Consider the following 26311-nt stretch of genomic DNA (forward strand, 5'->3'; position numbering starts at 1 on the left):
ACGTGGGGCGGGCCTCCCGGTCTGCTCGCCGAGCCGCCTGCCGGACTGTCAGCGCTGTGCGTACGGCCACCAGAACGGCGGTGGCAGCGCCCCGCCGGTCAGGATGACCAGGCCCTGGTAGCCGAGCATGCCGACACCGAGCAGGCCGAGGACGGCGGCGAACCAGGCCCATCGGCGGGCGGCGCGGTGTCGATGGCCGCGGCCGATGGTGACCGCCCGCCACGACGACAGCAGGCCGAGGCCGCCGAACAGGAAGCCGATCGCCAGGTGGCGGCCGACCGCCTCGGCCGGCAGGATCAGGCCCTGCAGGAAGGCGAACCCGCCGAGCAGCAGCGCGGCCGTGGCGGGGGCGGCTGGGGGTTCGTGGTCGCGTGCGCGGGCCATGTCCCGACCGTACCGCCGAACGCGTGCGGGCCGGAGGAGGCACCATGGTGACCATGCGTTCCATCCTCAGCGTCCTGGCCGGCACCGCGGTCGGCGGGCGGTCGTGACACGCGCGGGTGACGGCGGGCCGTCCCGTCCGGCGTCGGAGGCGGAGGCGGGATCGGCGCCCGTGTCCGCGTCGGCGGTCGGCCGGGCGGCTCGTCCCGGCCTGCGCGGCGGCCGTCGCGTCGCCGACGTGGTCGCGACCGTCGTCCTGCTGCTGCTCGGCGCGGTCACGACGGTGGTCGCGGGGCGCGGGATCCAGTTCATGGCGCTGTCGTTCGGGTCGTGCGACGCGCCCGGCAACCGGTGCGACGAGGGACTCGGCAGCACGGTCGTGACGCTCGGCCCCGTGGTCGTCGCGCTGGTGTTCCTCGTCACCCTGGTGGTGTGCGTGCTCCGGCTGGTGCGGCGACGGCTGAGCTGGCCGGTGGCGCTCCTCGGGCTCGGGGTGCTCGTGCTGGTCTTCGTCGTGGCACGACTGCTGGTCGGTGGGTCGGTCTCGATCGGCATCTGACCGGTCCTGCACAACCGCGGTCGGCTCGGTCGTTGTCCACAGAGGCCGACTCCGTCGCCCCGGGGAGCCGGGTCGGCGGCGACGCTGGGGACATGCCAGACACCGACGTGCTCGAGCGACTCGAGCGAACCGCAGTCCGTACCGACGACGACGTGGTCGACCTCGTCGTCGCCCTCCTCGAGACCCCTGTCCGACGACAGTGCTGGGTGCTGTTCCTCAGCGACCGCGGCATCCCCGTGCAGCTCGTCCTGCCGGTCGCCGACCTCCCCTACCAACCCGACGACCAGGTCGAGGACTTCGGCGCCCTGGTCGAGGACGTCGTCCAGCAGGTCGGTGCGGCCGAGGTCGTCATCGCGTGGGAACGACCGGGGGCGACCGGGCTGTTCCCGGTCGACTGGGAGTGGGTGGACGCGATGGCCTGCACCCTCGACGAACACGGGGTGCGGCTCCGCGGTCAGGTCGTGGTGCACGACGACGGCGCCTCGATGGTGGAGCTCGACGACGACGAACCGGTCGCTGCGGCAGCGGCGTGAGTCGGTCGGGGTCAGCGCCGTGTTGGTCAGCCCTGGGGTGCGGTGTCCGGGACGCTCTCGCCGGTCAAGCCCTCGACCACGCGCTTTGCCGTCGGCCAGTACTTGGCGTAGTGGTCGGGGTCCGCGTTCACCTGCACCGCGTGCGCCATCTGCGTCGGCGTCATGGTCTTCCAACCGGGGACCTTGATCAGCTTGGCGTAGAACATCGACGCCGCCGTGTACGGGTCCATCCGCTGCTCGTACGTGCCCCAGGCGCCGTTGTCGCGCTGCTGGAAGATCCCTCGGCTGTCCGGGCCGACCGCGTCACCACGGTCCAGGTTCACCAGTCCGGACTCGCCGATCGCGGTCATCACGCCGACCGCCTGCGTGTGCGGCCCGATGCCGAGCTCACGGGCGGCGCGGATGACCTGCGCGGCGTTCACCAGACGGTCCTGGCAGAAGCCGCCGATCGGCCCGGCCGGCACCACGACGCCGCCGACGGTCTGCGACGCCGCGGCCGGGCAGGTGAGTGCCCGCGGGGTGGCGGAGGACGACGCGATCCCGTTCAGCGAGTTCACCGCGACGACGATCAGGACGATGACCCCGATGACGGCAGCGACGACGCCGACGCCGAACACCGACGCGAGTGCGATGCCGGCACGGCGCATGGTTCGGTCCTTCGTCGGGTGGATGGTGGCGGGGGTGGTCTGTCAGCCGGTGCTCCGGCGGACCGATGACCGAGCGGGCCGGGGTCCGCTCGGTTCGAGGCTAGGCGAACCGGCTGGACGACACACCTGCCGACATGCCCCCGGTTCGCGGCACTAGCGTGGAGCGCGGAGGGAACGATGGACACAGCGATGCAGGACCGGGCGCTCGGCGCCGTGCTGGCGAGTGCGTGCGGAGACGCCCTGGGAGCGCCGTACGAGTTCGGACCGGCGATGGCCGGCGAGCACCCCGTCGAGATGCGCGGCGGCGGCCCGTTCGGGTGGGAGCCGGGGGAGTGGACCGACGACACGAGCATGGCGATCCCGGTGCTCGAAGCGGTCGCGAACGGTGCCCGGTGGAACGAACCCCGCACCCACGGCCGGTTGCTCGCCGCCTGGTCCGACTGGGCGCAGGACGCCCCAGACGTCGGCGCGCAGACCCGAGCCGTCCTGGGCCGGATGACCGCGAACACCGAAGACGCCGCGAAGGCCGCCGCCCGCGCCGTGCACGAGCAGAACGGGCAGTCGGCGGGCAACGGGTCACTGATGCGGACCACGCCACTGGTGCTCGGGTTCCTCGGCGACGGCGCCCGGAAGAACCTCGCGGTCGCCGCCCGACGGGTCAGCGACCTGACCCACCACGAGGACGACGCCGGGGATGCCTGCGTCCTCTGGACCGTGGCGATCCGGCACGCCATCCGCCGCGGCAAGCTCGACGTCCGCCGCGGCGTGCCGATGCTGCCGCGGGAGCGCCGCACCCTGTGGCTCGACCGCATCGCCGAGGCCGAGTCCTCGACACCGGAGGACCACACCGAAGCGAACGGGTGGGTCGTCGCGTCGCTGCAGTCCGCGGTCGCAGCGATCACCCTCGGCGACGGCGTCGTCGACACCCTCGAACATGCCGTCCGGGGCGGCGGGGACACCGACACCGTGGCCGCGATCACCGGCGGACTGGCCGGGGCGCTCGCCGGGGCGTCGGCCCTGCCGGAACAGTGGACCACCCTGGTGCACGGCTGGCCGGGCAAGCGACTCGACTGGGTGCGGGCGCTCGCCGTCCGTGCGATCGAGCGGACGCCGGGGCCGCTCGGGATCCCGGCGCGACGGAACTGACGACTCGGCGGAGCTGACGGCACGGCAGGCCGGACGCGGCAGCACGGCTGGAGGCCCGGCACCCGATGGGTGCCGGGCCTCCAGTGTCGTGGTGGTGGCGCGAGGTCAGCGGTCGTGGTCCTCCCGGGTGTCCCGCTGCACCGCGGTCGGTTCGGTCACCATGCCGGTCGGCGCCTTCTCGGCGGTCTTCCGACCGTGGGTGAACCACGTGACGAGCCAGAGCACGATGCCCAGAGCCAGCAGCGCGCCGGCGATCTGGTACTGCTCCCACGCGCGGCCGGACGAGAACGGCAGCACGAGCCACAGGCAGGCGACGACCCCGATCACCGGGATCACGACCCCGGCCTTGAAGTGCTTGTGGTCGACCTTGTCGCGTCGCAGTGCCAGCACCGAGGTGTTCACGACGGCGAACACCGCGAGCAGCAGCAGCGAGGTCGTCCCGCCCAGGATCACCACGATGGGCGACTCCGGGTCGAGCGACACCCAGCCGATCAGGGCCAGCGAGATGAGGGTCGTGAAGACGATCGCGTTCGACGGGGTGCGGCGGGCGGGGGAGACCCGGCCGAGGAAGCCCGGCAGCACGCCCTGCTTGCTCATGCCGTAGAGCAGTCGGGACGCCATCATCATGTTGATCAGCGCGGTGTTGGCGACGGCGAACATCGAGATGAACGGCAGGACGGCACCGATCGGGAAGTCCGGGGCGGCGGTCTGCACGACGGTGACCAGCGGCGTCTCGTTGCCGGCGAGTTCACCGATCGGCACGACGGCCACGGCGCAGATCGACACCAGGACGTAGATCACGGCGGTGATGCCGAGACCCGTGAGCATGACGCGGGGGAAGATCCGCGAGGGGTCCTTCGTCTCCTCGGCCATGTTCACCGAGTCCTCGAAGCCGACCATCGCGAAGAAGGCCAGGGACGTCGCCGTCGAGATGCTCAGCAGCAAGCTCTTGTCCTCCGGCGTCTCGAACATCACGACGCGCGAGAAGTCCGCGTTGCCGCCCGCGATCGCGGTGAAGCCGACCAGGATCACGAGCACCAGACCGGAGAGCTCGACGAGGGTCAGCACCACGTTCGTCTTCACGCTCTCGCTGACGCCGCGGAAGTTCACCGCCATCACCGCGAGCATGAACCCCATCGCGATGAGCATCACCACGGTGTTCGGCAGCTCCAGGCCGAAGCCGACGCCGAGGTTCGCAGCGAACGCCCGGGACGCCGTCGACGCCGAGGTGATGCCGGAACACATCACGATGAACGTCACGATGAACGTGACGAAGTGGACGCCGAACGCCTTGTGCACGTACAGCGCCGCTCCCGCCGTCTGCGGGTACTTCGTGACGAGCTCGAGGTACGAGAACGCCGTGAGCAGCGCCACCGAGAAGGCGATGAGGAACGGCAGCCACGCGGCACCACCGACCTCGGCCGCGACCTGCCCGGTGAGGGCGTAGACGCCGGTGCCGAGGATGTCACCGACGATGAACAGCAGCAGGAGTTTCGGACCGATCACACGGCGGAGCTCGGTCTGCTGCCCCGGGTCGCGCTCGGTCTTCGTCGTGGTCGCCATGCATCACCCTGTTCCTGCTGAGCCGTTCCTGTCCAGTCCCACAGCAAAATCGGTTGCGGCGGGCAGGCCCGGCGGGCGGTCGATACGCTGCCCTGCATGGACGAGGCGTCGACGACCACCGAAGAACCGATCGAGTTCGCGGACTTCAACGCGAAGCTGCTCGTCCTCGACGTGCTCTGCTACGACCTGGACGTCATCGAGCCCTACGACGGGGACGCCGAGGACGACGAGGACGCGGTGGTGGACGACGAGGACGTGGACGGACAGGACGACCGGGCCCGTGAGTACTACGACGACCTCGACCTGCTGCCCTCGCAGCTCGACCTGGTCACCGAGGTGACGGTCGACTCGGACCTCGAGATCCTGCAGGACCTGCACCCCGGGTGGGACGGCTCCGACGACCGCTACGACCCGCAGAACTGGGATGACCTGGTCGACCTGCCGTCGCTGAAGGTCGTCTACGCGGCGGCCCCGCTGCCCGCGCACGTGTCGGACGCGCTCGCCGCGAAGGGCGTCGAGGTCCGCTCAGCCTGACGCCCCGCCGACCAGCGCCCCGCCGACCACCGCCCCGCCGCACGTCAGCGCAGCGCGGCGATCTGCTGCGTGAACTCCCTCGCCCCACCCTGCGCCGGGTGGCGCACGGCGATCGCGTCGATGCCGGCCGCCGCCAGCGCGCCCTGCGCCTTCCGGCCGACGGCGACGAACCGCCGGGCACCCACCGCTTCGGCCAACGCGAGTGCGACGGGCGCGCCGGCACGGACCTCGGCCGGACGCGGTGTCCGGTTCGTCAACCGGTCCGGGGCGGCGAAGGGGTGGTGCGGGAACACCGCCCAGAGCACCGGCAGCGGGCCGTGCCAGTCCCGGAGCGCCGCGTGCACGACGCGCGAGGACGCCTCCCACGCTGCCGTCGGCTCGGGCGGCACCGCGAAGGACACGCCGGCGAACAGCCCGTCGGGGTCCTGCAGCTCCCGCATGCTCGTGAACGGGATGCCGGTGTTCGTCATGCCGCGCCAGCCCGGTGCCTCGGCGACCAGGATCGTGTCCGCCTCGGGCCCGGCGTGCTGCAGGTATCGGTCGAGGTTCCTCCGCCGCAGCGTTCCGGCCGCCCTCGACGCCGTGTCGGGACCGCCGGGTTCGAACAGCGCCTCGGCGTCGGCCGCAGCCGGGACCGCGTCGAGGGCGTCCCAGAACGCGCCGAGGTCGAGCGCGGAGTGCAGCACGGAGTCCGGCACGAGCGGGCCCGTCAGTGTCCGAGGACCCGCAGGTAGACCTGCTCGAGACCCGCGGCCGACCGCTCCCAGCTGAGTCGTTCGGCGTGCTCGCGCCCGGCGGAGGCCAGGGCGGCGGCGTACTCCGGTTCGGTCAGGATGCGTTGGATCTCCGTCGCCCAGACCGCGGGGTCGCGCGACTCGAGGACGACCCCGGTCTCGCCGTCGACCACGGCTTCGCGGAGGCCCCCGGCAGCGGCGGCCACGACGGGCACCCCGGACGCGGAGCCCTCGAGCGCCACCAGGCCGTACGTCTCGGAGTGCGACGGCACCAGCACGGCTGCCGCGCCGCGGAACAGGAACGCCAGGTCGGCACGCGACTGCGGTCCGATGAAGGTGACCCGGTCGGCGATGCCCCGTGACGCGGCGAGCCGACGCAGTTCGGTCACGTGGTCGCCCGCTTCGCTCGAGGCGTCCCCGGCGATGACGAGGGTGGGGCGGGCCTCCTGGTCGATGCCCGCGATCGCCTCGATGGCCAGGTCCAGGCCCTTGAGCGGCTGCACGCGGGCCGCGGCGACGACGTAGGGCGCGGCGGCGCGACGCGCGCCGACGCTGGCCGGGCGGAAGACGGAGCCGTCGACCCCCGGCGGCACGATCCAGACGCGCGACGGGTCGCCGCCCAGACGGGAGCGGACGGTGTGTGCCTCGGACTCGCTGACGACGACGACGGCGTCGGAGTCGCGCGCGAGGCGTTCTTCGCCGACCATCCGGCCGGCGGATTCGGGACGCTCGCCCTCGGACAGCGGCGTCGCACTGTCGGCGGCGATGGAGTGGAACGACTGGACGTGCGGGATGCCACGGTCGCGGGCGACGGGCAGGGCCGCGGCGCCGGAGAACCAGTGGTGCGAGTGCAGGACGTCGAACGGACCGAGTTCGGCCAGGCCGCGGCGGAACGGTTCGATGAAGGCGTCGTGCCCGCCCTTCGGCACCGGTTCGGCCGGCCCGGCGGACAGGAACCGCAGGCACACGCCCGGCACGAGGGCGACCGAGTCCGGCTGCGTCGGTGCCGAGCGGCGGGTGATGATGTCCACCTGGTGGCCGCGGTCGGCCAGCGCTTCGGCCTGGTGGCGGACGACGACGTTCATGCCGCCGACCTCGCCGGATCCGGGCTCGTCGCCGGGGGAGGTGTGCAACGAGACCAGCCCGATGCGCAACGGTTCGGTCGTGGTGCTCACCGGTCCAGCCTAGTGAGCCGGGCGCTGCGACCGGCGCGCGGGGGCGACGAGGGCCGGCAGGCGGCCCGCGGCGTCGAGCGGGTCGGACGGGAGGCCCGGATCACCACCCAGCACCTGCACCCGTTCGTCGCCGTGTCGCTCCCAGAACGCCGCCGTCCACGCGCAGAGGACGCCGTCGAGCAGGTCCTCGCGGTGCTTGTGCGTCGGCCCGTGCAGCACCGACGGGTCGCGGAGGTCGCGGGTGAGCGGGTGCGCGTCGAGGTCGAGGGGCGGGTCGAACGCCGTCGTACGCATGCGGCGGACGAGCTCGTCGAACGCCTCCGCGCGACGCTGCCGGGCGACGGCCGGGGGCACGGACGTGTCGAGCCGTTTGTAGCGGGGACGCTCGACGTCGTAGCCGAACTCCGCCACCCCGACCAGGGTCGTGTACGGGTAGCACTCGAACACCGCCGGGCCGCTCCGGGCGCGCATCGTCCGGGTGTCACTGACGTACGGCACGCCGAGGGCGGTCAGCCGGTCGAGCAGCCGGGCGCCGGCGCTCGCGGCCGAGGCCAGGTTCGTCGGGTTCGCGGCGACCTTCCATCGGCCGTAGCGCTGCCCGACCTGGCGTTCGGACTCGCGGATGCCCGTCGGGTTCGTGACGACGAGCGACGCGTCCACCGCGATGAGGGTCCGGGGGCCGAGTCGTTCGGCGATCCAGGCGGTGACCTCGTCGACCCCGCGGGCCCACCCGGCGTCGGTCACCCGGCCGGCGTCGTCGAGGGCGGCCAGGCCGGTCTCGTTCGGGGCGCGGCGTTCGGTGCCGAGGCCCCAGGCCAGGTCCACCCCGAGGTACGCGGTCACCGGTCCATCCTGCCCCGTCCGGTCCCGCTGCGCGCCGCGCTGCGGTCGTGCTGCGCGCCGGGCCGCGGGCGTGCTGCGCGCCGGCCTGCGGTCGTGCTGCGCGCCGGGCCGCGGCCGTCGGAGTACGTTCCGCTGCATGGCGACACCGGCGACGACGCTCACCGTGCCCGGACCCGACGGCGACCGGGAGGTCCGGATCTCCAGTCCGTCCCGTGCGCTGTGGCCGGACCTCGGCATCACCAAGCTCGACCTGGCCCGGTACCTGGTCGACGTGGGGGACGCCTTCGTCCGCGCCAACGGCGACCGGCCGATCTCGCTGCAGCGGTTCCCGGACGGCGTCGACGGCGAGCAGTTCTTCTCGAAGAACCCGCCGAAGGGTGCCCCCGAGTACGTCCGCGCGGTGACCGTCACCTACCCGAGCGCGCGGAGCCACCCGCAGCTCGTCATCGACGAGCCAGCCGTCGCGGTGTGGGCAGCGCAGATGAACACCGTCGTCTTCCACCCCTGGGCCTCCCTGGCCGAGGACAGCGACCACCCGGACCAGCTCCGCATCGACCTGGACCCGCAGCCGGGCACCGACTTCCACGATGCCGTCCCCGCCGCGCACGAGCTGCGGAAGGTCCTGGCCGAGGTCGGCCTCGAGGCGTGGGTGAAGACCAGCGGCAACCGCGGCCTGCACGTCTTCGCGCCGATCGAGCCGGCGTACGAGTTCCTCGACGTCCGTCACGCGGTGATCGCCGCGGCCCGGGAGCTCGAACGACGGATGCCGGAGCAGGTGACCACGGCCTGGTGGAAGGAGGAGCGGGGCTCGCGCATCTTCGTCGACTTCAACCAGGCGAACCGCGACCGCACGATGGCCGGTGCCTACAGCCCGCGTGCGCTGCCGAACGCGGCGGTGTCGACGCCGCTGGCGTGGGACGAACTCGACGCAGCCGACCCGACCGCCTTCACGATCTTGACCGTGCCACAGCGTCTCGTCACGACCGGTGACCCGTGGGAGACGATGTCCGCCGAACCCCGGAGCATCGACCCGCTCCTGGATTGGTGGCGACGCGACCTGGCGGACGGCCTCGGCGAGTTGCCGTTCCCGCCGGACTTCCCGAAGATGCCGGGGGAGCCGCCCCGCGTGCAGCCGTCCCGCGCGAAGAAGGCCTGAGCAGGGCGCGAGACCTGCCGGTCAGACGAGCGTGGAGGTGTCCTCGCGGCGCAGGTCGTCGTCGTCGACGCGCGAGGTCTGCAGCGGCAGCCCGACCGTCGCCGTGTGCAGGCGGGTGAGTCGAGACCAGGTCCGGCGGTTGTCCTGCGTGATGCCGTCGAGGACGATCATGCGCCCAGGCCGATCGTGACGAAGGCGAGCGCTGCGACGGTCACGCCGGCGATCCCGCTGATGATCGCGCTGGTCTGCAGGGCACGCTGGTGGCGTGCTTCGCGGACCTCGCTGAGAGGGTTGCGCTGTGCTCGGCGAACGAGGGTGTCGCTGCTCATTTCCACTCCGATCCGTGATCTCGAGGGGGTGGAGAACCACCGTTTCCCTGATGCCTCGAATGCTTCCACAGAATCACTAGTTCGGCTAACTACTGATGACGGGTGAGCGTCAAATGGACAACCCGTCCCTCGTCCGGGGGGCTCAGCTCAGGACGTCGCTGAGGTCGTAGGCCGCGGGCACCTCGAGCTGGTCGAACCCGCACGAGCGAGCGTCGCGATCCGGACGCCAGCGCGCGAACTGCACGGTGTGCCGGAAGCGGTCACCCTCCATCTGGTCGTAGCGGACCTCGAGCACCCGCTCCGGCGCCAGCCGGACGAAGGACGTGTCGCGACCCGACGAGAACCGGGACCGTTCGCCCTCACCGGTGACGGGCCTCCCGTCTGCGTCCCGCTCCACCAGCGGCTCCAGCTCGTCCACCAGCTCGCGCCGCCGCTTGTCGGTGAAGGCGGAGACGCCGCCGACCATCCGGAGCTCGCCGTCGGCGTCGTACAGTCCGAGCAGGAGCGAGCCGATGCCCGTGCCGCTCTTGTGCACCCGGTAGCCGACCGCGACGACGTCGGCCTCGCGGTGGTGCTTGATCTTGAGCATCGTGCGCTTGTTCGGTTCGTACGGGCGTTGCCGCGGCTTTGCGACGACGCCGTCCAGGCCGGCGCCCTCGAACGTGGTCAGCCAGCGCCGCGCGGTCTCGACCTCGAGTGTGGTCCGCGTCACGAACAGGGGCGCGCTCAGGTCGGTGCCGAGGGTCTCGAGCGCCGCGCGCCGGTCGTCGAACGGGCGGGAGGTCAGGTCCTCCCCGTCCAGGTACAGCAGGTCGAAGGCCACGAACTGCGCCGGCGTCTCGACCGAGAGCTTCGCGATGCGTGAGGCCGCCGGGTGGATGCGCTGCGACAGCGCCTCCCAGTCGAGTTCCTCGTGTCCCGGTTCGCCCGACCGGACGATCACCTCGCCGTCGAGCACGACCGGGCCGGGACGTCCGCCGAACTGTGCGCGGAACGCCTCGACCAGCTCGGGGAAGTAGCGGGTGAGCGGCTTCGACCCGCGGCTGCCGATCTCGACGTCGTCCCCGTCGATCGTCACGATGCCGCGGAAGCCGTCCCACTTGGGCTCGTACCGCAGGCCTCCGGTGACGCTGTCGGGGTCCGGGACGGTGGCGACGGCCTTGGCGAGCATGGGCGCGATGGTCTCCATGCCGCCTGTCTACGCGCTGCCGGCGGCGACGGCCTGGAGGCACGGTGCCGGCCCGCCCGCACTGCGCTCACTACGCTGGTCGCGTGTCGAACCCGTCGCCCGTCAGCCCGGTCCAGGCCGCGGCGCTCGCCGCCGGCGCGCTCCCGCCCGTCGAGGAGGTCCGTCCGGGTGTCTGGACGCTCGCAGTCCCGTTCCGCGGCGGCGTGCCCGACGCCACCCTGGTCTACGTCGTCGCCGGGGACGACGGCTCGCTCGCGGTCATCGACCCCGGGTGGAGCGACGGCGGCGAACTCGACGTCCTGACCGCCGGCCTGCGACAGATCGGCCGAGCGGTGGAGGACGTCACCCTCATCGCGGTCACGCACCTGCACGCCGACCACCTCGGCGCGGCCGCTGCGCTCCGTCGTCGTTCCGGGGCGCCGATCGCGATGCACCCGGCCGAGGTGCACGCCCTGCAGCACGCCCGCGCCGACGCCGAACAGAACGAACGGGACGCCCGGACCTGGGGCGTCCCCGACGACCGGCTCGACGGTGTCCTGGCGGTCTGGGGCTCAGGCCGGCAGCTCGGGCAGGGGACCGTAGAGGCGCCGTTCGCCGACCTGGAGCTCGAGGACGGTGACCGGCTGCCGATCCCCGGGCGGGGCCTCCGCGTGCTGTGGACCCCGGGGCACACCGGTGGTCACGTCTGCTTCGTCGACGAGCCCGACGGCCTGCTGTTCACGGGCGACCACGTCCTGCCGCGGATCAACTCCGGCATCGGGCTCGGGGGCCGCACTGACTCGAACCCGCTGCGGGACTCGCTCGACTCGTTGGCGGCGCTCGAACCGTTCGCCGCGTTCGAGGTCTGCCCCGGGCACGAGTACCGCTTCCGTGACGTGGTGTCCCGCGCCCGGACCCTGGCCGCCCACCGGGACGAACGCACGCGCCACGTCGCCGGCGCGCTCGACGCACTCGACCACCCGACGGTGTTCGAGGTGGCGTCCCGCGTGCCGTTCAGCGGTGGGATCGAGTCGATGTCCGGGTACCTGCTCGCCAGCGCCCTGAGCCAGACGGTGTTCCACGCCGACCTGCTCGGCCGCGCCGACGAACTCCGCCGGGCCTGAGCCCCCGCGGACACAGCCCCGGCGGACTCGGCCTCGGCAACTGCCGTGGGTCAGCCGAGCGTCGACGCCAGGCGTTCCATGACGACGGTCGCGTCGGCGAACTCGGCGGCGGCGTGGTCGGCCAACGGTGCGAGTCCGGGCAGCCGGTCGGCGAGGGTCGCACTGACCACGACCGGGTGCACCTTCATGCCCAGTGCCGTGCCGAGGATGATGTCGAGCACCGGCGACGCGTGGTCCCAGTGCTCCGTCGGCGTCCCCGCGTCGTAGGTGCCGCCGCGGCTGACGACGGTGACGACGGGACGCCCGGCCAGGGGCTGCGGCGTGCCGTCGGGTCCGGGGACGAGGACGCCCGGGATGTGCACGCGGTCGAGCCAGGCCTTGAGGCTGGACGGCACCGTGTAGTTGTACAGCGGCGACCCGATCACGACGACGTCGGCGGCCAGCAGCTCGTCGATGACGGCCTGGCGCAGCTGTTCGGCGGCGTCGGGCACGGACTCGTCCGCCGTTCGGTCTGCTGCGGCCCAGTGCAGCGCCGACGTCTCGAGGTGCGGCAGCGGGTCCACGTGCAGGTCGCGGCGGACGACCGTGTACTCCGGACCGCGGGCGCGCCAGGCGTCCGCGAACGCGGCGGTCAGCGCGCGGGAGCGGGAGTGGGACAGGTCGGCGGAGGAATCGATGTGCAGCAGGCTCGGCATGGCCCCAACGCTAGCCGCGCCTCCCGCTCGGCCCGGCGCACGTCGCCGACCTGTGGATGACGGAACGGCCCCGTCGATCCGTGGAGGGATCGACGGGGCCGCGGGAGGAGCCTCCCGTCCGGATCAGCGCTGTGCGCGCCGACGGGCGAAGCGGAGACCGACCAGTGCCGCACCGGCGGCGAGCATGCCGAGCGCCCAGGGCAGGGAGTCGGTCGCGTCCGTACCGGTGTAGGCGAGGCGGCCGTGCGCGGCGGTCCGGACCGGGACGGTGCCGATCGGCGCGGCTGCGACCGGGGGCGTGAGCACCGGGGGAGTCGCGACCGGGGCGGTGGCGGTCGGGACGACCTCGACGGCGAAGCTCGTCGAGAAGCCGGCGGCGCTCGCCGTCAGGTTGTGCGTGGAGGCGTGCGGGAAGGTGACGTCGAGGAAGTTGCCGTAGTCACCGAGGTCGGGGTCCTCGCGCACGATGTCCGAGGCGATGTCCGAGGTGACGGCGAGTTCCGGCGAGTCGCCCTCGTCATCCGTCACCGAGTTGCCGAACCGGTCGACCAGGTCGCCGTTGAGCAGGAGGGTGCCGCCCTGCTTGACGGTCGGACGGCCGCCGTCGGTCACGATCGAGCTGCCTTCCCAGCCGTCGTCCGTGGTGTGGAAGGTCTCGACGTCGGTCATGACGTGGCCGTCGGTGTCGATGATCCAGCTGGTCAGCGTGCCGTCCGCGGGGCTGTCGCCGGAGCCGCTCTTCACGTACTCGAGGAACGCGTCGCGGTCGGTCGAGAAGACCTGCACGCCGGCGGCCGCCGCAGCGTCCACGGTGATCTCCACGTACTGCGTGACGGTGGTGCCACCGCTGGTCGCGGTCACGGCGAACTCGGTGTCGGTCGCCTCGTCGCTCGTGCCGGACAGGACGCCCGTCGCCGCGTCGAAGGTGATGCCGTCGGGCAGCTGGTCGGCCGGCGAGCCCTCGTCGTCGCCGTCGTCCGAGGAGTCGTCCGAGACGTCGTCCGGGTAGGCGTACGCGAGCGCGAAGGTCGGTGCCGGCGAGCCCGTGGCACGGAAGGTGTACGAGAACGCGTTGCCCGCGGTGGTGTCGAGCGCGAGACGCTCGCCGTCCGGGTCCAGACCGGCGGTGACCGGCTTGCCGGCGGCGTCGACGAACACGGGGTCCTCGGTGACGACGGCCGACTTCGCGGAGGAGGTCTCGACCGAGCCGTCCCGGAGCGTGTTCGTGACGGTGACGGTCACGACCTTCGCTGCGTCGCCCGGCTGGATGACGTAGCTGCCGTCGTCGATGTCGGTGGCGACACCGCCGACCGACCACAGGTAGGAGAACGAGGTGGGCTTGGTGAAGCCCGAGGTCGTGGCGACGAGCGTCGAGCCGACCTTGGCGGTGCCGGACAGCTTCACCGTGGCGGTGGAGGCAGCCGGAGCGACAGCCGTCGGTGCGGCGGTCGTCGGCGTGGTGCCGGTGGTCGTGCCACCTGTGGTCGGGGCCGGCGTCGCCGCAGGCGTGGTGTTGGTCGGCGCCGTGTTGGTCGGGGCGGTGCTGGTCGGGTCCGCCGGCGCGCTGGTCGCGGTGCCGGTGGGGGTGCCGGCGCCAGTTCCGGCGTCGGTGCCGGTTCCGACGTCGGCCGGGAGGCCCGGTGCGGTCGACGTGCTCGTGTCGCCACCCGAGACGGCCGGCGCGGTCGCGGCGGTGTCGACGGGTGCGTCAGCGGCGTACGCGGTGGTCGCGGTCATGACGCCGAAGCCGGTCGTCAGGCCGATCAGGGCAGTCGCGGTGCCGACGGCGCAAGCGCGTCGGACGAAGGCTGTGCTGCGGTGCACGGGTTCCCCCAGGGTCCATGTCCGGTCAGGTGCCGGAGTGTATGAATCAGCCGAGAATCCCCGACGTGTTCGGATCGTATTGGTAGTGGGTGGACCGATTCGTCCCCGATGCCCGAATGTGACCCGAGTTGGGGGGACTGTGCGGTTTCCCGCAAGACGATCGGCGCACACCCGACTCGGCGCACACGGACGAGGGGCGTGCCCGTGTCGGACACGCCCCTCGTCGTCTCGTGGGTCAGACCCGGCGGCGCCGTGCCCGCAGGGTCAGCAGGGCCACGCCCGAGGCCACCAGACCGAGGCCCCAGGCGATCGGACCGGTCTCGTCGGCACCCGTGAAGGCGAGGCTGCCGGTGGTGCCGCTGCCTGCTGCGCCGGCGGACGGGACGACCGTCACGGGGAAGGTGGTCGAGACGCCCTGGGTCGTCACGGTCAGCGTGTGCGTCGACGCGTGCGGGAACGTGATCTCCGCGTTCCACCCGGCCCGCTCGACCACGTCGGACGCGACGTCACTCGTCACACCGATGGGGGTGCGCCCGTCCCAGTCGCCGTCCAGGGGAACGGTGATGTTGCCGAAGGCGTCGACGGGCGCTGCCGCGATCAGCAGCGTCGAGCCCTGTGCCGCGGTGGGGCGACCGCCTGCCTGCTGCGCGATGTCGTGCTGCGGTCCGTTCGGGAACCAGGTGGTCTCGACCGAACCGTCGGGCTTGACGATCCAGGTGCGCTGCTCCCGGACGTCGCCGGGGCGGGTGACGGTCACGAGGGCCCCGACTGCCGGAGCGGGTGTCGTGCGGAGGTCGACGTACTGCGTGGCGCTCTGGCCACCCGAGGTCGCGACGACGGCGAACGAGTACGAGGCCGCCTGGTCGTCCGTGCCGCTGAGCACCCCGGTGGTCGGGTCGAGCGTGATGCCCGCCGGGAACGAGGCGCCGATGTCCGACGTTGGGAACGGCTGTCCGTCCGGCCGAACGACCGAGTAGCGCACTGGTTCGTCGACGGGACCGCCGGTGGCCTGGAAGGTGTGCGAGAACGCCGTGCCGGCCTGCCCCCGGAGTTGGACGGCGTGGTCCTCGCTCGACCCGCCGGAGAAGGACAGCCCGCCGTCGTCCTCGGCCGGGGCGACCGACAGCAGGATCCGCTCAGACAGTCCGCCGCCCGGGTGGTACGGCGTCGAGACGTGGACCCAGATCTGGTCGCTGAGCGGAGTCGAGGAGTCGAGGGTCCCGGAGAGCACGCCGTTCTCCGAGAGGGTCACGCCCGCCGGCAGCACGCTCGGGTCCGCGGTGCCGCTGATGGAGCCGTTCACGAAGAAGGACAGGTCCGGGTTGTCGGCCGGCGCGAGGTCGACGGAGAAGGGCTCGCCGCTCGTCACCGGGACGACTCGCTGGTCGTAGATGAACTGGCGGTCGGCGTCCTCCACGACGACCGTGCTGCTCGGCGCACTGGTGACCGACGTCGGCGTCATGCCGGGAGCCGTCCCGGTGACGGTCACCGTGAAGGTGCCGTCGGCCTGCTCAGGGTCCACGACGTAGGTCCGCTCGGTACCCGGGTAGCGGTTGCCGAGGACCGGGTGGTGGAAGTCCCACCGGTAGGTGAAGGTCGTCCCCGTGGGCCAGCCGGCGGTGTCGGCGGAGATGGTCCGCCAGGCCCGGGTCGTCCCACTGATCGTGACCGTGCCGGCGGGCGTCGCGGTCGGGGCGGCGGCAGCGGTCGGCGCGGGCGTCGCCGCACCGGGTGCAGCGGGCGTCGCGGCGGCCGGAACCGCGGGTGTGGTCGCAGTGGGAGCATCCGGCGTCCCCGCTGCCGGGGCGTCGGCAGCCGGGTCCGTCGGCGCTGCCGGAGCGGCCGCCGGAGTGGGGGCGCCGGTCGGAGCCGGCGTGACGGTCGGTGCGTCCACGCTGGTGGACGTCGCGACGCTGGTGTTCGGTGCGAGCTCGTCGGCGGAGGCGCTGACGGCGCCGATGCCGAATGCCGACGACGCCGCGACGATCGCGACGGCGGAGCCGATGGCCGCGATCCGGTGGATCGGTGGCAGGCAGTTCTTGTGCATTGGGTTCCCCCCTGGGATGACGTGTGGCCGGGCTTCCCGATGGCGTGCCCGTAGCCAGATCGTAGGGTCATCAGAGGCCGCAGAACCGGTCGACATGGTCACGAACACGTCACGGAAAAAGTGCCGAGAAACCCGTCATGATCGGGGATTTCCGGACATGGAGCGCTCAGGATCGGGGAGCGCCGGCCGCCCGCTCGAGCGCCGTCCGGAACGCCGACACCGCCGGCGACTCCGCGCTCGCGAGCCGCTGCGCGGTGAACAGCGTCCGACGCCCGGGCTCCGGCAGTTCGAGCAGCCGGCAGCTCGTCGACCGACCGGCCCAGACCAGGTCCGGCATGAGCGCGACGGCGTTGCCCGACTCGATGAGCCGGATCTGCGCCTGCAGGTCCGCCGTCTCGTACCGGACGTCGGGCTCGAAGCCGGCGCGACGGCAGGTCTGCTCGGCGAAGTGCCGGGAGGCTGCACCACGCGGTTCCATCACCCACGGCAGTGTCGCGGCCTCCTTGAGCGACGTCACCGGCCAGAGTGCCGTGGCCACCGGCGGCAGCGCCAACCGCACCGGGTCGGTCGTCAGGTCACGGCGGTCGAGGCCCGGGAACCGCGGGGCCGCGTGTGCCGGGTACTGCTCCGCGATCACCATGTCGAAGTCCCGCGCCCAGGTCTCGTTGAGCGCGGTCTCCGGTTCGCGCTGCACCATCTCGACCCGCACGTCGGGGTGTTCGAGCGCCATCGTGCGGAGGGCGGACGGCATCAGGGCCAGTGCGGCGGACTGGAACACGGCGACCCGGATGCGCCCCTGCACGGTCGTCAGCGTCGACTCCACCGACGCCTGCGCACGTTCCAGGGTGTCCAGTACCTCGCCCGCCGCCGCGACCAGGACCTCGGCCTGCGGGGTGAGCTGCAGGCGCCGTCCGGCACGGCGGAGCAGCTGCACGCCGGCCTCCCGCTCGAGCACGGCGAGCTGCTGCGACACCGCCGACGGGGTGAAGTTCATCGCCTCGGCGACGGCGGCGACCGTGCCCCGGATCGACAGCTCGCGGAGGAGTACCAGGCGGCGGACGTCGAGCATGCCGAAAGCGTAGCTGAGCTGAACGGAATGCATCAGGAACGGTTGCTTCCGCTACCGAAAGAGCGCCCGGCACACTGTCCCCATGACCGACGTCCAGCCGCGCTCCGACGCTGCCGCCCCGACCGTCCACGACGACCTCGCCGACGCGTCCGTCGCGCTCGTCCGGCAGTGGCTCGCCGAGGCCGAGACGTACCCCGTCGACGGCTCCGCGAAGCAGCTCGCCGGTGTCCTCGCCGACCCGAAGGGCCTCGCGTTCGCTGTCGGGTTCGTGGACGGCGTCGTCCGCCCCGAGGACCTCGGCGTCGCGGCCCGCAAGCTCCGCGCCATCGCGCCGGATGCACCCGGGTTCCTGCCGGCCGCGCTCCGCGGCCTGGTGCGCCTCGGTGGCGGACTGGCACCGAGCCTCCCGACCGTCGTCGTGCCCATCGCCCGACGGGTGCTGCGGAACATGGTCGGCCACCTCATCGTCGACGCGACCGACGCGAAGCTCGGACCGGCGATCGCTGGGATCAAGCAGGACGGCGTCCGCCTCAACGTGAACCTGCTCGGCGAAGCCGTGCTCGGCGAACGCGAAGCCGCCCGCCGTCTCGCCGGCACGCACGCGCTCCTCAGCCGCGACGACGTCGACTACGTGTCCATCAAGGTGTCCTCGACCGTCCACCCGCACTCGCCGTGGGCCTTCGACCACGCCGTCGACGACATCGTCGAACAGCTCCGCCCGCTGTTCGCCCGCGCCGCCGCCGCGTCACCGCGGAAGTTCATCAACCTCGACATGGAGGAGTACAAGGACCTCGACCTCACCATCGCGGTCTTCACGAAGCTCCTCGACGAGCCGCAGTTCACCGACCTCGAAGCGGGCATCGTCCTGCAGGCCTACCTGCCCGACGCGCTCGCCGCGATGGAGCACCTGCAGCAGTGGTCGGCGGCACGCCGTGCCGGCGGTGGTGCGGACATCAAGGTCCGGCTCGTCAAGGGCGCGAACCTGCCGATGGAGCAGGTCGAGGCGTCCGTGCACGGCTGGCCGCTCGCCACCTGGCACACCAAGCAGGACTCCGACACGAACTACAAGCGCGTCCTCGACTGGGCGCTGACGCCCGAGCGCATCGCGAACGTCCGGGTCGGTGTCGCCGGCCACAACCTGTTCGACGTCGCGCACGCATGGCTGCTGGCCGGCGAACGCGGGGTCCGCGACGGCATCGAGTTCGAGATGCTGCTCGGCATGGCGCAGGGCCAGGCCGCCGCGGTGAAGAAGACCGTCGGCTCGCTGCTGCTCTACACGCCGGTCGTGCACCCGGGGGAGTTCGACGTCGCGATCGCCTACCTGATCCGCCGTCTGGAAGAGGGTGCGTCGCAGGACAACTTCATGTCCGCGGTGTTCTCGCTCGCTTCGTCGCCGACGCTCTTCGCCCGCGAAGAAGCCCGCTTCCGCGACTCGCTGGCACCGCTCGCACTGCCCGGTGGACTCGACGCCCCGGCCGCGCACCGCGTCGCCGACCGGTACGCCGCCGTCGAGCGCCCGGCACCCGGCCACTTCGAGAACACGCCCGACAGTGACCCGTCGGTCGGGTCGGTCCGCGAGTGGGGTGCCGGCATCACCGCTCGGATCGCATCGTCGACGCTCGGCGTCTCCGCCGTCCGGGAGGCCCGGATCACCTCCGCCACGACCCTCGAGTCCGCCCTGCGGCGCGTCCGTGCCGCCGGTACCACCTGGGGTTCCTGGTCCGGTGCGGCTCGCGGTGCCGTCCTGCACGCCGTCGGTGACGCGCTGGAGGCGAACCGCGCAGCCCTCGTCGAGGTGATGGCGTCGGAGACCGGCAAGACCATCGACCAGGCCGACCCGGAGGTGTCCGAGGCGATCGACTTCGCGCACTTCTACGGCGAGCTCGCGGCCTCGCTCGACACCGTCGACGGCGCCGCCTTCACCCCGGCGGCCCTGACCCTGGTGACCCCGCCGTGGAACTTCCCCGTCGCGATCCCCGCCGGGTCGACGCTCGCTGCCCTGGCTGCCGGTTCCGCGGTCGTCCTCAAGCCCGCGCCGCCGGCCGCCCGCAGCGGTGCCGTCCTGGCATCGGTCATCGAGACCGCCCTCGACGCCCACGGTGCACCCGCCGACGTCCTGGCGTTCCTCGACGTCGAAGAGTCCTCGCTCGGCAAGGAGCTCATCGCGTCGCCGCTCGTCGACCGGGTGATCCTGACCGGCGCCTACGAGACCGCCGAGCTGTTCCGGTCGTTCCGGCAGGACCTGCCGCTGCTCGCCGAGACCTCGGGCAAGAACGCCGTCATCGTCACGCCGTCCGCCGACCTCGACCTCGCGGTGAAGGACGTCGTCGCCTCGGCCTTCGGGCACGCCGGGCAGAAGTGCTCCGCCGCCTCGCTCGTCGTCATGGTGGGCTCGGTCGCCAAGTCCAAGCGCTTCCGCAACCAGCTGCTCGACGCGGTGTCCTCGCTGACCGTCGGGTACCCGAGCGACCCGACCAGCCAGATGGGGCCGATCATCGAACCGGCCGCCGGCAAGCTCCTCGACGGCCTCACCACGCTCGGCGCGGGGGAGTCGTGGGCGGTCGAGCCGAAGCAGCTCGACGAGACCGGGAAGCTCTGGAGCCCGGGTGTCCGTCAGGGCGTCCGCCGCGCCTCGGACTTCCACCGCACCGAGTACTTCGGCCCGATCCTCGGTGTGATGACCGCCGAGACCCTCGACGAGGCGATCGACATCGTCAACGACGTCGACTACGGCCTGACCTCGGGCCTGCACTCCCTGGACCCGGGCGAGATCGGCACGTGGCTCGGCCGGATCCAGGCGGGCAACCTCTACGTCAACCGCAGCATCACCGGCGCGATCGTCCGCCGCCAGCCGTTCGGCGGGTGGAAGAAGTCCGCCGTGGGTGCGGGCACCAAGGCCGGCGGCGTGAACTACCTGGTCGGCCTCGGCTCGTGGGCATCCACGGCTGCGACCGCCGGGTCCGCGCCGTCGTCGGCCGTGTCGGCGTTCGTCCGGGCGACCGGGGTCGACTCCGAGTCCCTCGGCCGTGCGGTCGCGTCGGACGAGTTCGCCTGGACGTCGGAGTTCGGGGTCGCCGCGGACGTGTCGGCGCTGACCGCCGAGCGGAACGTCTTCCGCTACCTGCCGTACCCGGGGGTGCAGGTGCGCCTGGCGGCGGCTGGGGCTTCGGCCGCGGCTGCTTCGGATGGGTCGGGCGTGGACGGTCTCGTGCGGGTCGTCGCGGCGGCGCTGCGGGCCGGCACCCCGGTCGACGTCTCCGTCGCCGGTGACCTGCCTGTGTCGGTCTCCACGGCCCTCCGTGGCCTGTCGATCGTCGGCACGCTCCGGCAGGGGGAGTCCGACGACGCCTTCGCCGCGCGCATCGCCGCCGGGCCCTCCACCCGGGTTCGACTCCTCGACGGGGACGCTGCTGCCCTGGCAGTCGGGACGAACGGACGCCCGGACATCGCGGTGTACGCCGAGCCGGTCACCGAAGCCGGACGGATCGAGATGCTGCCGTTCCTCCGCGAGCAGGCGGTGTCCATCACGGCGCACCGCTTCGGGACGCCGAACCACCTGTCCGACGAGCTCCTCTGACGCCTGGGCAGCTGTCCGGTCGCCGCACGCCCCCGGCACTCCGTCAGGTGTCCGGCGTTTCCTCGGACCGGCCACCACGACGGTGGCGAGTCACACCGAGGAGCACCACATGACCGACCCGATCGCCCACCCCACCGCCCTGGCGCACGTCCGCGTGACCGTGACCGACATCGCCCGCAGCAAGGCGTTCTACCAGCAGCTGCTCGGCGTCGACCCGGTCATCGACTTCAGCGACCAGGTCGACCAGCCCGGCGTCACCGAGGACCGCGAGCGCTTCTACGGCGGCTGCGTGTTCCCGCTCGGCGACCAGGTGTTCGGGCTGCGTCCGGTCGCACCGTCCGGGCAGCGGTTCGACCCGGACACGGTGGGTCTCGACCACGTGAGCTTCACCCTCGGCTCGGTCGACGAACTGCACCAGGCTGCGGCCCGGTTGGACGCGGCGGGCATCGAGCACGGAGAGGTCACCGAACTCGGGGACGCCGGCATGACGATCCTGTCGGTGCAGGACCCCGACGACATCAACCTGGAGTTCGCCGCACGCAAGTGAGTCGTCGGGTGCCCGGCCGGACGATCGAGGCCGTCTGCCCGGGCATCCGTTCACTCTCCGTTGCCCTGCATCTCGGCGGCGTCGCCGACCGTGCACACCGACAGTCCCTCGATCGTGTAGCCCGTCGGGTCCGCGTAGAGGTCGATCGACGTGGTCGGACCGCCGGAACCTCGAACACCGCGCACTGGGTCCTTGCCGCTGTTCTCGTAGGCCTGGGTCGTGATCCCCTTCGCCTTCCAGAGGTCCTGGAGCTTCGCGACGTCGGACTGCGGCGTACCGCCCGGCTTCCGGTCCACGATGTAGGAGTACGCAGCGCCGGTGCCGCTACCCGGCAGTGGGCACGACTACACCGCGGTACCGCTGCGGATCGTCCAGTCGCCGTCGATCTCGGCGTACGACCGGTCGACGATGTCGACGACCGCCTGCTTCGCCTGCTCGCTGGTCATCGTGCGAGGTTCGGCCGTGGTGTGCTCGGTGGTGCATCCGGCGAGCAGGACGACGGCGGCAGCGGCGATCGTGATCGCGGCGGGTGTCCTGGTCACGCGGTGGTGGCCTTCCTCGTCGGTGACGGCGTGCAGCCGTCGGACCCGTGCCCGACGGGCCGCAGGATGTACTCGTACGTCGTGCGTGCCCGGTCGGGGTCCGGGGTCTCGCCGGAGATCAGGTCCGCGTACGTGAACGACTCTGACACGCGCACGAGCAGTCGGCCGAGTTCCTCGGGGGAGAGCGGCGCCGGGTCGAACACGCCGGCCGCCCGCTCCGTCTCGATGAGCGACGCCACGACGGCCACGAAGCGCCGCTGCACGTCACTGTCGGTCGTCGTGAGCAGGCGCAGTGCCCTGGCCGGCTCGCGGGTCAGGAAGGCCCGGAAGTACGGCGCTCGGATCAGGTCCGCGGTGAACCGGTCGAGGACGTCGACGATCCGCTCCGCTCCCGAGGGTGCAGCTGCACGGCCGGCGGCGTCGAGCGTCGGGACTGCGAGCGACCAGAGGATTTCGGAGAGCAGCTGGTCGCGGTTCCCGACCCAGCGGAACAGCGAGGTCCGGTCGACCCCGAGCGAGGACGCGAGCGCTCCCATGTCGATGCGGGCGCCGTCGATGAAGCTGTGCCGCGCAGCACGGAAGGCGCGCTGGGAGTCGGGATGGGCCTCCAGGCGGGCGGCGAGTGCGCTCGGGACGAGGGCCGAGCCGAGCGCGCCGAGTGCCTGCCTGCTCACGGTTCCCCCAGAGTCGTCGTGCCGGTCTTGCAACGTTTCCGAGAATGATGCATCGTTGGGTCCATGTCAATGACCGCCGCGCAGACACCCCTGCTGGAATCCGACTTCTACCGGTTCCAGGAGCAGCTGACCGACCAGGAACGCGACTCCCTGGGGAAGCTCCGCGAGTACCTCGAGCGCGAAGTCGCGCCGATCGCTGACCAGTACTGGGCCCGCGCCGAGTTCCCGAAGCAGGTCATCGCACCGCTCGCCGAACTCGGCATGTACGGCCCGGGTATCCCGCTGGTCCGCCAGTTCGAGAACTCCGCCGTGTACCGCGGCTGGGCGGCGCTCGAGCTCGGCCGTGTCGACGCCGGGGTCTCGACCTTCATCGGCGTGCAGTCCGGCCTCGCCATGAACTCCATCGCCGTCGCCGGCAGCGACGAGCAGCAGCGCGAATGGCTGCCCCGCATGGCCTCCGGCGAGATCGTCGGAGCGTTCGGTCTGACCGAACCGCTGTCCGGCAGCGACTCAGCCCGCGGCCTCCGGACCACGGCCCGACGCGAGGGTGACACCTGGGTGCTGAACGGCTCGAAGCGGTGGATCGGTAACGCCACCTTCGCGGACGTCGTCGTCATCTGGGCGAAGGACGAGGCGGACAACCAGGTGAAGGGCTTCCTCGTGACGTCGGACACCCCGGGGTTCACCGCGACGAAGATCGAGGACAAGATCGCCCTCCGGTCGGTGCAGAACGCCGACATCACGCTCGAGGACGTCCGCGTTCCCGAGTCCCGTCGGCTGCAGCACGCCGACTCGTTCCGCTCGACAGCGACCGTCCTCCGTCTGACCCGCACCGAGGTCGCCTGGCAGGCTGTCGGGATCTCGATCGGGGCCTACGAGGCAGCGCTCCGGTACGCGCAGGAGCGCGTGCAGTTCGGCAAGCCGATCGCCTCGCACCAGCTGATCCAGGACCTGCTCGTCAAGTCGCTCATGAACATCACCGCGTCGATCGCGCTCTGCACCCAGGCGTCGGCGCTGCAGGACCAGGGAGTGGGTGGCGACGAGCACTCGGCGATGGCCAAGGCCTTCGCCACGACGAAGATGCGCGAGACCGTCGGCTGGTGCCGCGAGGTGCAGGGCGGCAACGGCATCGTGCTCGACAAGGGTGTCGCGCGGTTCTTCGCCGACGCCGAGGCCATCTACTCGTACGAGGGGACGCGTGAGGTCAACACGCTCATCGTCGGTCGCGCGGTGACGGGCCAGGGCGCGTTCGTTTGACCCGCTGAGGCAGCCGTCGCTCGGAAGCCCGGGCGACGGCTGCTTCCCGCCTCAGCCGAGCAGCTCCGGCCGCTCCCAGTCCTGCCCGAGCACGTGCTGCCCGAGGAACGCGAACACCGTCTGGTACCAGAGCTTCGCGTGCTGGGGCTGCAGCACCCAGTGGTTCTCGTTCGGGAAGTACAGGAACCGGTGCGGCATCCGACCGTCGGCGTCCGCATGGTGCTCGGCGAGCTCGGACCACAGCCGCAGTCCCTCGCCGATCGGCACGCGGTAGTCGTGGTCCCCGTGCACGACGAGCATCGGTGTCCGGATGTCGCCGACGAAGCGGTGCGGGTCGTTCGCCGCCAGCCCGTCGGCGTCGAAGATCGCCTGCCAGTAGTGCGCAGCGTCGGTCGTGCCGGCGAACTGGTCGAGTGCCCAGAGGCTGGCATGGCTGACGATCGCGTCGAACCGATCGGTGTGCCCGGCGACCCAGTTCGCCATGTAGCCGCCGAACGAGCCGCCCATCGCCGCCGTTCGGGTCTCGTCGATGTCGTCCCGCGCGACGACAGCGTCGGTGATCGCCATCAGGTCCGTGTACGGCGCCTGGCCCCAGGCGTTCCAGCCGCGGTTGACGAAGTCCAGGCCGTAGCCGGTCGACAGCGCCGGGTCGGGCAGCAGCACGGCGTAGCCCTGCGCCGCCGCGAGCATCGGCGTCCACCGCCACGACCACTGGTTGAACGAGTTCAGCGGTCCACCGTGGATCCAGAGCAGCAGCGGGTGCGCGGGCCCCGTGGCCGCGGTGTCGTCGGGCAGGACCAGCCAGCCGCGGACACGCGTGCCGTCGGCCGCGGTGGTCTCGACCTCTTCCAGGCGTCCGGGGACCTCCGGCAGGGGAGCGGGCGTCGCCAGGACGTGCACCGTCCCGTCGGCGTCGATCCGGACCGGGTGCAGCGGCGCCGCCCAGGAGGCCCGCAGCGCCACCACGACGCCGCTCTCGGCCGCCACGTGCAGGCTCGAGTACGCCCAGTCGTCCTGCGTCAGCTGCTCGACGGGGGCACCGTCGAGCGGCAGGCGGAACACCGGCGCCCGGCCGTCCTGATCGGCCGTCGCCAGGAGCGCTCGGTCCCCGTGCTCGAAGACCAGCTGACTCGGCCAGCGGTCCCAATCGGTCGCGATCCGCCGGGCACCGCTGCCGTCGATGCTCGCCGTCCAGACCTCTTGCTGGTTCGCGCCGGCCGGGGTCGAGCGGACCGTGCGCATCCAGGCGATCGTCCGACCGTTCGAGCTGAGCGCGGGCATCTCGTGGTCGACGCCCGCGTCGTCGAAGAGCACGGTCCGCGTCCCCGTCTCGAGGTCGATGGTCACGAGGACGAACCGGTGCCCGCGCGCCTCGTGCACGCCCACCGAGGCGAGCAGGGTGCGTCCGTCGGCGGTCAGTGCGCCGTCGACGGCGTCGAGCGTGCGGCCTGGGTGCGGCGTGGCGTCGGTCGGCTTCGGCAGGTGTGCCGGGTAACGGGGCTCCTGCGGTTCGGCGGCACTGTCGCCGGCGTCCACGTCGCTGCCCTGCGCTTCCCGCAGCGTGCCCAGGTCGAGCCGTAGCACGTGCGGCTCGTCCGGCCCCAGGTCGTGGTCCCAGTACCGGATCGGGTACGACTCGTGCAGGATCGCCCGGACCTTCTGGTCGTCCCGCCGCTTCCGGAGGGCGGCATCGCGGTCGACGTCCCCGTCGGCCGCGGGCAGCAGGGGTGCGGTGACCGCCAGCACGTCCGATGCCGACGCGGCGCCGAGCAGACTGCCGACACCGCCGGCCAGCCGGGTGACCGGGCGCGCGTCCCCACCGGCGGCCGGCAGGAGCCAGAGCTGCGCGGGGGCGCCGTCCTTGCCCGACTCGGCGTCCGGCCGACCAGACACGAACAGCAGGTCCCCGTGCCGGGTGAACGCGGCCGCGGACTCGCCCGTCGCCGAGCGGGTCAGCCGTGTCGCGACACCGTCGCCGGAGGTCGGGACCGCCCACACCGACTTCTTGTAGGTGGTGCCGTCCGCGTCGAGCGTGCTCACCGTCACGGCCGCACGTTCGCCGTCGGGGCTCAGCACGAGCCCGTCGACACGGGGCAACGCGAGGAACTGGTCGAGGTCCGAGAACGGTGTCGTCATGCCGTCACGCTACCGACGGCACCGCCCCCGGCACAGGGCTCAGACCGGCTC

At 72.2% G+C, this 26311-nt stretch carries 26 protein-coding genes; 9 read left to right on the top strand and 17 right to left on the bottom strand.

From position 1 onward, the window contains the following. Positions 1–48 precede the first annotated feature (48 nt). Positions 49–384 carry a hypothetical protein gene (locus tag DEI97_RS06540; RefSeq protein WP_111075013.1) on the bottom strand — a complete coding sequence of 112 codons (336 nt, stop codon included), beginning with the start codon at positions 382–384 and terminating at the stop codon, positions 49–51. On the opposite strand from DEI97_RS06540, the gene DEI97_RS06545 reads away from it, so the two are divergent. Both DEI97_RS06545 and DEI97_RS06550 read left to right on the top strand, forming a co-directional pair. Then, positions 383–940, top strand: a complete 558-nt coding sequence (locus tag DEI97_RS06545; RefSeq protein WP_220039208.1) for a DUF6264 family protein — start codon at positions 383–385, stop codon at positions 938–940. The two genes, DEI97_RS06540 and DEI97_RS06545, sit on opposite strands and share 2 nt — an antisense overlap. A 92-nt stretch (positions 941–1032) precedes the next feature. After that, positions 1033–1473 carry a hypothetical protein gene (locus DEI97_RS06550; protein WP_111075015.1) on the top strand — a complete coding sequence of 147 codons (441 nt, stop codon included), beginning with the start codon at positions 1033–1035 and terminating at the stop codon, positions 1471–1473. A 26-nt stretch (positions 1474–1499) separates the two neighbouring features. Here the strand turns inward: DEI97_RS06550 and DEI97_RS06555 are convergent, their stop codons facing one another. Further along, complete coding sequence (locus tag DEI97_RS06555) at positions 1500–2120, bottom strand: hypothetical protein (RefSeq protein ID WP_111075016.1); 621 nt, start codon at positions 2118–2120, stop codon at positions 1500–1502. Positions 2121–2297: 177 nt separating this feature from the next. Here DEI97_RS06555 and DEI97_RS06560 point away from each other — a divergent pair, with 177 nt between their 5' ends. Then, complete coding sequence (locus DEI97_RS06560; protein ID WP_111075017.1) at positions 2298–3266, top strand: ADP-ribosylglycohydrolase family protein; 969 nt, start codon at positions 2298–2300, stop codon at positions 3264–3266. 105 nt (positions 3267–3371) lie between these two features. On the opposite strand, the gene DEI97_RS06565 is transcribed toward DEI97_RS06560, so the two are convergent. Continuing rightward, positions 3372–4829, bottom strand: coding sequence for an APC family permease (locus tag DEI97_RS06565; RefSeq protein WP_111075018.1), 1458 nt, complete (start codon positions 4827–4829; stop codon positions 3372–3374). Positions 4830–4925: 96 nt separating this feature from the next. On the opposite strand from DEI97_RS06565, the gene DEI97_RS06570 reads away from it, so the two are divergent. Next, positions 4926–5363: a DUF6892 domain-containing protein gene (locus tag DEI97_RS06570; RefSeq protein ID WP_111075019.1), complete on the top strand. Its 438-nt coding sequence runs from the start codon at positions 4926–4928 to the stop codon at positions 5361–5363. A 44-nt stretch (positions 5364–5407) separates the two neighbouring features. On the opposite strand, the gene DEI97_RS06575 is transcribed toward DEI97_RS06570, so the two are convergent. From DEI97_RS06575 to DEI97_RS06585, 3 genes are read right to left on the bottom strand one after another with little or no spacing between them, the layout of a single operon-like run. Continuing rightward, positions 5408–6061, bottom strand: coding sequence for a uracil-DNA glycosylase (locus DEI97_RS06575; RefSeq protein ID WP_258376712.1), 654 nt, complete (start codon positions 6059–6061; stop codon positions 5408–5410). Positions 6062–6072: 11 nt separating this feature from the next. Then, positions 6073–7272 carry a glycosyltransferase gene (locus DEI97_RS06580; protein ID WP_111075020.1) on the bottom strand — a complete coding sequence of 400 codons (1200 nt, stop codon included), beginning with the start codon at positions 7270–7272 and terminating at the stop codon, positions 6073–6075. Between the two features lie 9 nt (positions 7273–7281). Then, entirely contained in the window at positions 7282–8115 is an 834-nt protein-coding gene (locus DEI97_RS06585) for a DUF429 domain-containing protein (RefSeq protein ID WP_111075021.1), read from the bottom strand. Between the two features lie 136 nt (positions 8116–8251). Between DEI97_RS06585 and ligD the strand changes: the two genes are divergently transcribed. After that, complete coding sequence (gene ligD / locus DEI97_RS06590) at positions 8252–9271, top strand: non-homologous end-joining DNA ligase (protein ID WP_111075022.1); 1020 nt, start codon at positions 8252–8254, stop codon at positions 9269–9271. Between the two features lie 21 nt (positions 9272–9292). Here ligD and DEI97_RS06595 read toward each other — a convergent pair whose 3' ends face one another. The 3 genes from DEI97_RS06595 to DEI97_RS06605 all read right to left on the bottom strand — a co-directional run bounded on the left by DEI97_RS06595 (position 9293) and on the right by DEI97_RS06605 (position 10789). After that, positions 9293–9442: a hypothetical protein gene (locus DEI97_RS06595; RefSeq protein ID WP_181439262.1), complete on the bottom strand. Its 150-nt coding sequence runs from the start codon at positions 9440–9442 to the stop codon at positions 9293–9295. After that, positions 9439–9600 carry a hypothetical protein gene (locus DEI97_RS06600; RefSeq protein WP_181439263.1) on the bottom strand — a complete coding sequence of 54 codons (162 nt, stop codon included), beginning with the start codon at positions 9598–9600 and terminating at the stop codon, positions 9439–9441. The genes DEI97_RS06595 and DEI97_RS06600 overlap by 4 nt, the downstream gene beginning before the upstream one ends. A 142-nt stretch (positions 9601–9742) precedes the next feature. After that, complete coding sequence (locus DEI97_RS06605) at positions 9743–10789, bottom strand: ATP-dependent DNA ligase (RefSeq protein WP_111075023.1); 1047 nt, start codon at positions 10787–10789, stop codon at positions 9743–9745. An 83-nt stretch (positions 10790–10872) separates the two neighbouring features. On the opposite strand from DEI97_RS06605, the gene DEI97_RS06610 reads away from it, so the two are divergent. After that, a complete protein-coding gene (locus DEI97_RS06610) occupies positions 10873–11892 on the top strand; it encodes an MBL fold metallo-hydrolase (protein WP_181439264.1) in 1020 nt (339 codons plus the stop codon). A 50-nt stretch (positions 11893–11942) separates the two neighbouring features. On the opposite strand, the gene DEI97_RS06615 is transcribed toward DEI97_RS06610, so the two are convergent. From DEI97_RS06615 to DEI97_RS06630, 4 genes are all read right to left on the bottom strand, one after another. After that, positions 11943–12587, bottom strand: coding sequence for an FMN-dependent NADH-azoreductase (locus tag DEI97_RS06615; RefSeq protein ID WP_111075025.1), 645 nt, complete (start codon positions 12585–12587; stop codon positions 11943–11945). A gap of 123 nt (positions 12588–12710) precedes the next feature. Next, positions 12711–14411: a putative Ig domain-containing protein gene (locus DEI97_RS06620; protein WP_111075026.1), complete on the bottom strand. Its 1701-nt coding sequence runs from the start codon at positions 14409–14411 to the stop codon at positions 12711–12713. 235 nt (positions 14412–14646) lie between these two features. Beyond that, positions 14647–16458: a putative Ig domain-containing protein gene (locus tag DEI97_RS06625; RefSeq protein ID WP_111075027.1), complete on the bottom strand. Its 1812-nt coding sequence runs from the start codon at positions 16456–16458 to the stop codon at positions 14647–14649. 166 nt (positions 16459–16624) lie between these two features. Further along, positions 16625–17527, bottom strand: a complete 903-nt coding sequence (locus tag DEI97_RS06630) for a LysR substrate-binding domain-containing protein (protein WP_111075028.1) — start codon at positions 17525–17527, stop codon at positions 16625–16627. 82 nt (positions 17528–17609) lie between these two features. On the opposite strand from DEI97_RS06630, the gene DEI97_RS06635 reads away from it, so the two are divergent. Together DEI97_RS06635 and DEI97_RS06640 are read left to right on the top strand one after the other, a co-directional pair. Beyond that, on the top strand, positions 17610–21104 hold the full coding sequence (locus DEI97_RS06635; protein ID WP_111075029.1) for a proline dehydrogenase family protein: 3495 nt from the start codon (positions 17610–17612) through the stop codon (positions 21102–21104). Between the two features lie 109 nt (positions 21105–21213). After that, complete coding sequence (locus DEI97_RS06640) at positions 21214–21651, top strand: VOC family protein (protein WP_111075030.1); 438 nt, start codon at positions 21214–21216, stop codon at positions 21649–21651. 50 nt (positions 21652–21701) lie between these two features. On the opposite strand, the gene DEI97_RS06645 is transcribed toward DEI97_RS06640, so the two are convergent. The 3 genes from DEI97_RS06645 to DEI97_RS06655 are packed head-to-tail and all read right to left on the bottom strand — an operon-like array spanning position 21702 to position 22867. Then, on the bottom strand, positions 21702–21947 hold the full coding sequence (locus DEI97_RS06645; RefSeq protein WP_111075031.1) for a hypothetical protein: 246 nt from the start codon (positions 21945–21947) through the stop codon (positions 21702–21704). 48 nt (positions 21948–21995) lie between these two features. Then, positions 21996–22193 (bottom strand): hypothetical protein, encoded by a 198-nt coding sequence (locus tag DEI97_RS06650; protein ID WP_111075032.1) that lies wholly within the window; start codon positions 22191–22193, stop codon positions 21996–21998. Continuing rightward, a complete protein-coding gene (locus DEI97_RS06655; protein WP_181439265.1) occupies positions 22190–22867 on the bottom strand; it encodes a QsdR family transcriptional regulator in 678 nt (225 codons plus the stop codon). Before DEI97_RS06655 ends, DEI97_RS06650 begins: the two co-directional genes overlap by 4 nt. 63 nt (positions 22868–22930) lie before the next feature. Here DEI97_RS06655 and DEI97_RS06660 point away from each other — a divergent pair, with 63 nt between their 5' ends. Continuing rightward, positions 22931–24124 (top strand): acyl-CoA dehydrogenase family protein, encoded by a 1194-nt coding sequence (locus DEI97_RS06660; RefSeq protein ID WP_220039209.1) that lies wholly within the window; start codon positions 22931–22933, stop codon positions 24122–24124. 51 nt (positions 24125–24175) lie between these two features. Here the strand turns inward: DEI97_RS06660 and DEI97_RS06665 are convergent, their stop codons facing one another. Next, a complete protein-coding gene (locus tag DEI97_RS06665; RefSeq protein WP_111075034.1) occupies positions 24176–26260 on the bottom strand; it encodes a S9 family peptidase in 2085 nt (694 codons plus the stop codon). Positions 26261–26311 lie beyond the last annotated feature (51 nt).

This window comes from Curtobacterium sp. MCLR17_032 (genome assembly GCF_003234795.2).
GTDB lineage: Bacteria > Actinomycetota > Actinomycetes > Actinomycetales > Microbacteriaceae > Curtobacterium.

What these genes read in the sequence shown, in the direction of transcription:
- DEI97_RS06625 (WP_111075027.1), bottom strand. Translation starts at nt 16,458, where the DNA reads ATGCACAAGAACTGCCTGCCACCGATCCACCGGATCGCGGCCATCGGC.
- DEI97_RS06540 (WP_111075013.1), bottom strand. Translation starts at nt 384, where the DNA reads ATGGCCCGCGCACGCGACCACGAACCCCCAGCCGCCCCCGCCACGGCC.
- DEI97_RS06635 (WP_111075029.1), top strand. Translation starts at nt 17,610, where the DNA reads ATGACCGACGTCCAGCCGCGCTCCGACGCTGCCGCCCCGACCGTCCAC.
- DEI97_RS06630 (WP_111075028.1), bottom strand. Translation starts at nt 17,527, where the DNA reads ATGCTCGACGTCCGCCGCCTGGTACTCCTCCGCGAGCTGTCGATCCGG.
- DEI97_RS06665 (WP_111075034.1), bottom strand. Translation starts at nt 26,260, where the DNA reads ATGACGACACCGTTCTCGGACCTCGACCAGTTCCTCGCGTTGCCCCGT.
- DEI97_RS06600 (WP_181439263.1), bottom strand. Translation starts at nt 9,600, where the DNA reads ATGAGCAGCGACACCCTCGTTCGCCGAGCACAGCGCAACCCTCTCAGC.
- DEI97_RS06660 (WP_220039209.1), top strand. Translation starts at nt 22,931, where the DNA reads ATGTCAATGACCGCCGCGCAGACACCCCTGCTGGAATCCGACTTCTAC.
- DEI97_RS06605 (WP_111075023.1), bottom strand. Translation starts at nt 10,789, where the DNA reads ATGGAGACCATCGCGCCCATGCTCGCCAAGGCCGTCGCCACCGTCCCG.
- DEI97_RS06555 (WP_111075016.1), bottom strand. Translation starts at nt 2,120, where the DNA reads ATGCGCCGTGCCGGCATCGCACTCGCGTCGGTGTTCGGCGTCGGCGTC.
- DEI97_RS06595 (WP_181439262.1), bottom strand. Translation starts at nt 9,442, where the DNA reads ATGATCGTCCTCGACGGCATCACGCAGGACAACCGCCGGACCTGGTCT.
- DEI97_RS06640 (WP_111075030.1), top strand. Translation starts at nt 21,214, where the DNA reads ATGACCGACCCGATCGCCCACCCCACCGCCCTGGCGCACGTCCGCGTG.
- DEI97_RS06560 (WP_111075017.1), top strand. Translation starts at nt 2,298, where the DNA reads ATGGACACAGCGATGCAGGACCGGGCGCTCGGCGCCGTGCTGGCGAGT.
- DEI97_RS06570 (WP_111075019.1), top strand. Translation starts at nt 4,926, where the DNA reads ATGGACGAGGCGTCGACGACCACCGAAGAACCGATCGAGTTCGCGGAC.
- DEI97_RS06565 (WP_111075018.1), bottom strand. Translation starts at nt 4,829, where the DNA reads ATGGCGACCACGACGAAGACCGAGCGCGACCCGGGGCAGCAGACCGAG.
- DEI97_RS06550 (WP_111075015.1), top strand. Translation starts at nt 1,033, where the DNA reads ATGCCAGACACCGACGTGCTCGAGCGACTCGAGCGAACCGCAGTCCGT.
- DEI97_RS06545 (WP_220039208.1), top strand. Translation starts at nt 383, where the DNA reads ATGTCCCGACCGTACCGCCGAACGCGTGCGGGCCGGAGGAGGCACCAT.
- ligD (WP_111075022.1), top strand. Translation starts at nt 8,252, where the DNA reads ATGGCGACACCGGCGACGACGCTCACCGTGCCCGGACCCGACGGCGAC.
- DEI97_RS06615 (WP_111075025.1), bottom strand. Translation starts at nt 12,587, where the DNA reads ATGCCGAGCCTGCTGCACATCGATTCCTCCGCCGACCTGTCCCACTCC.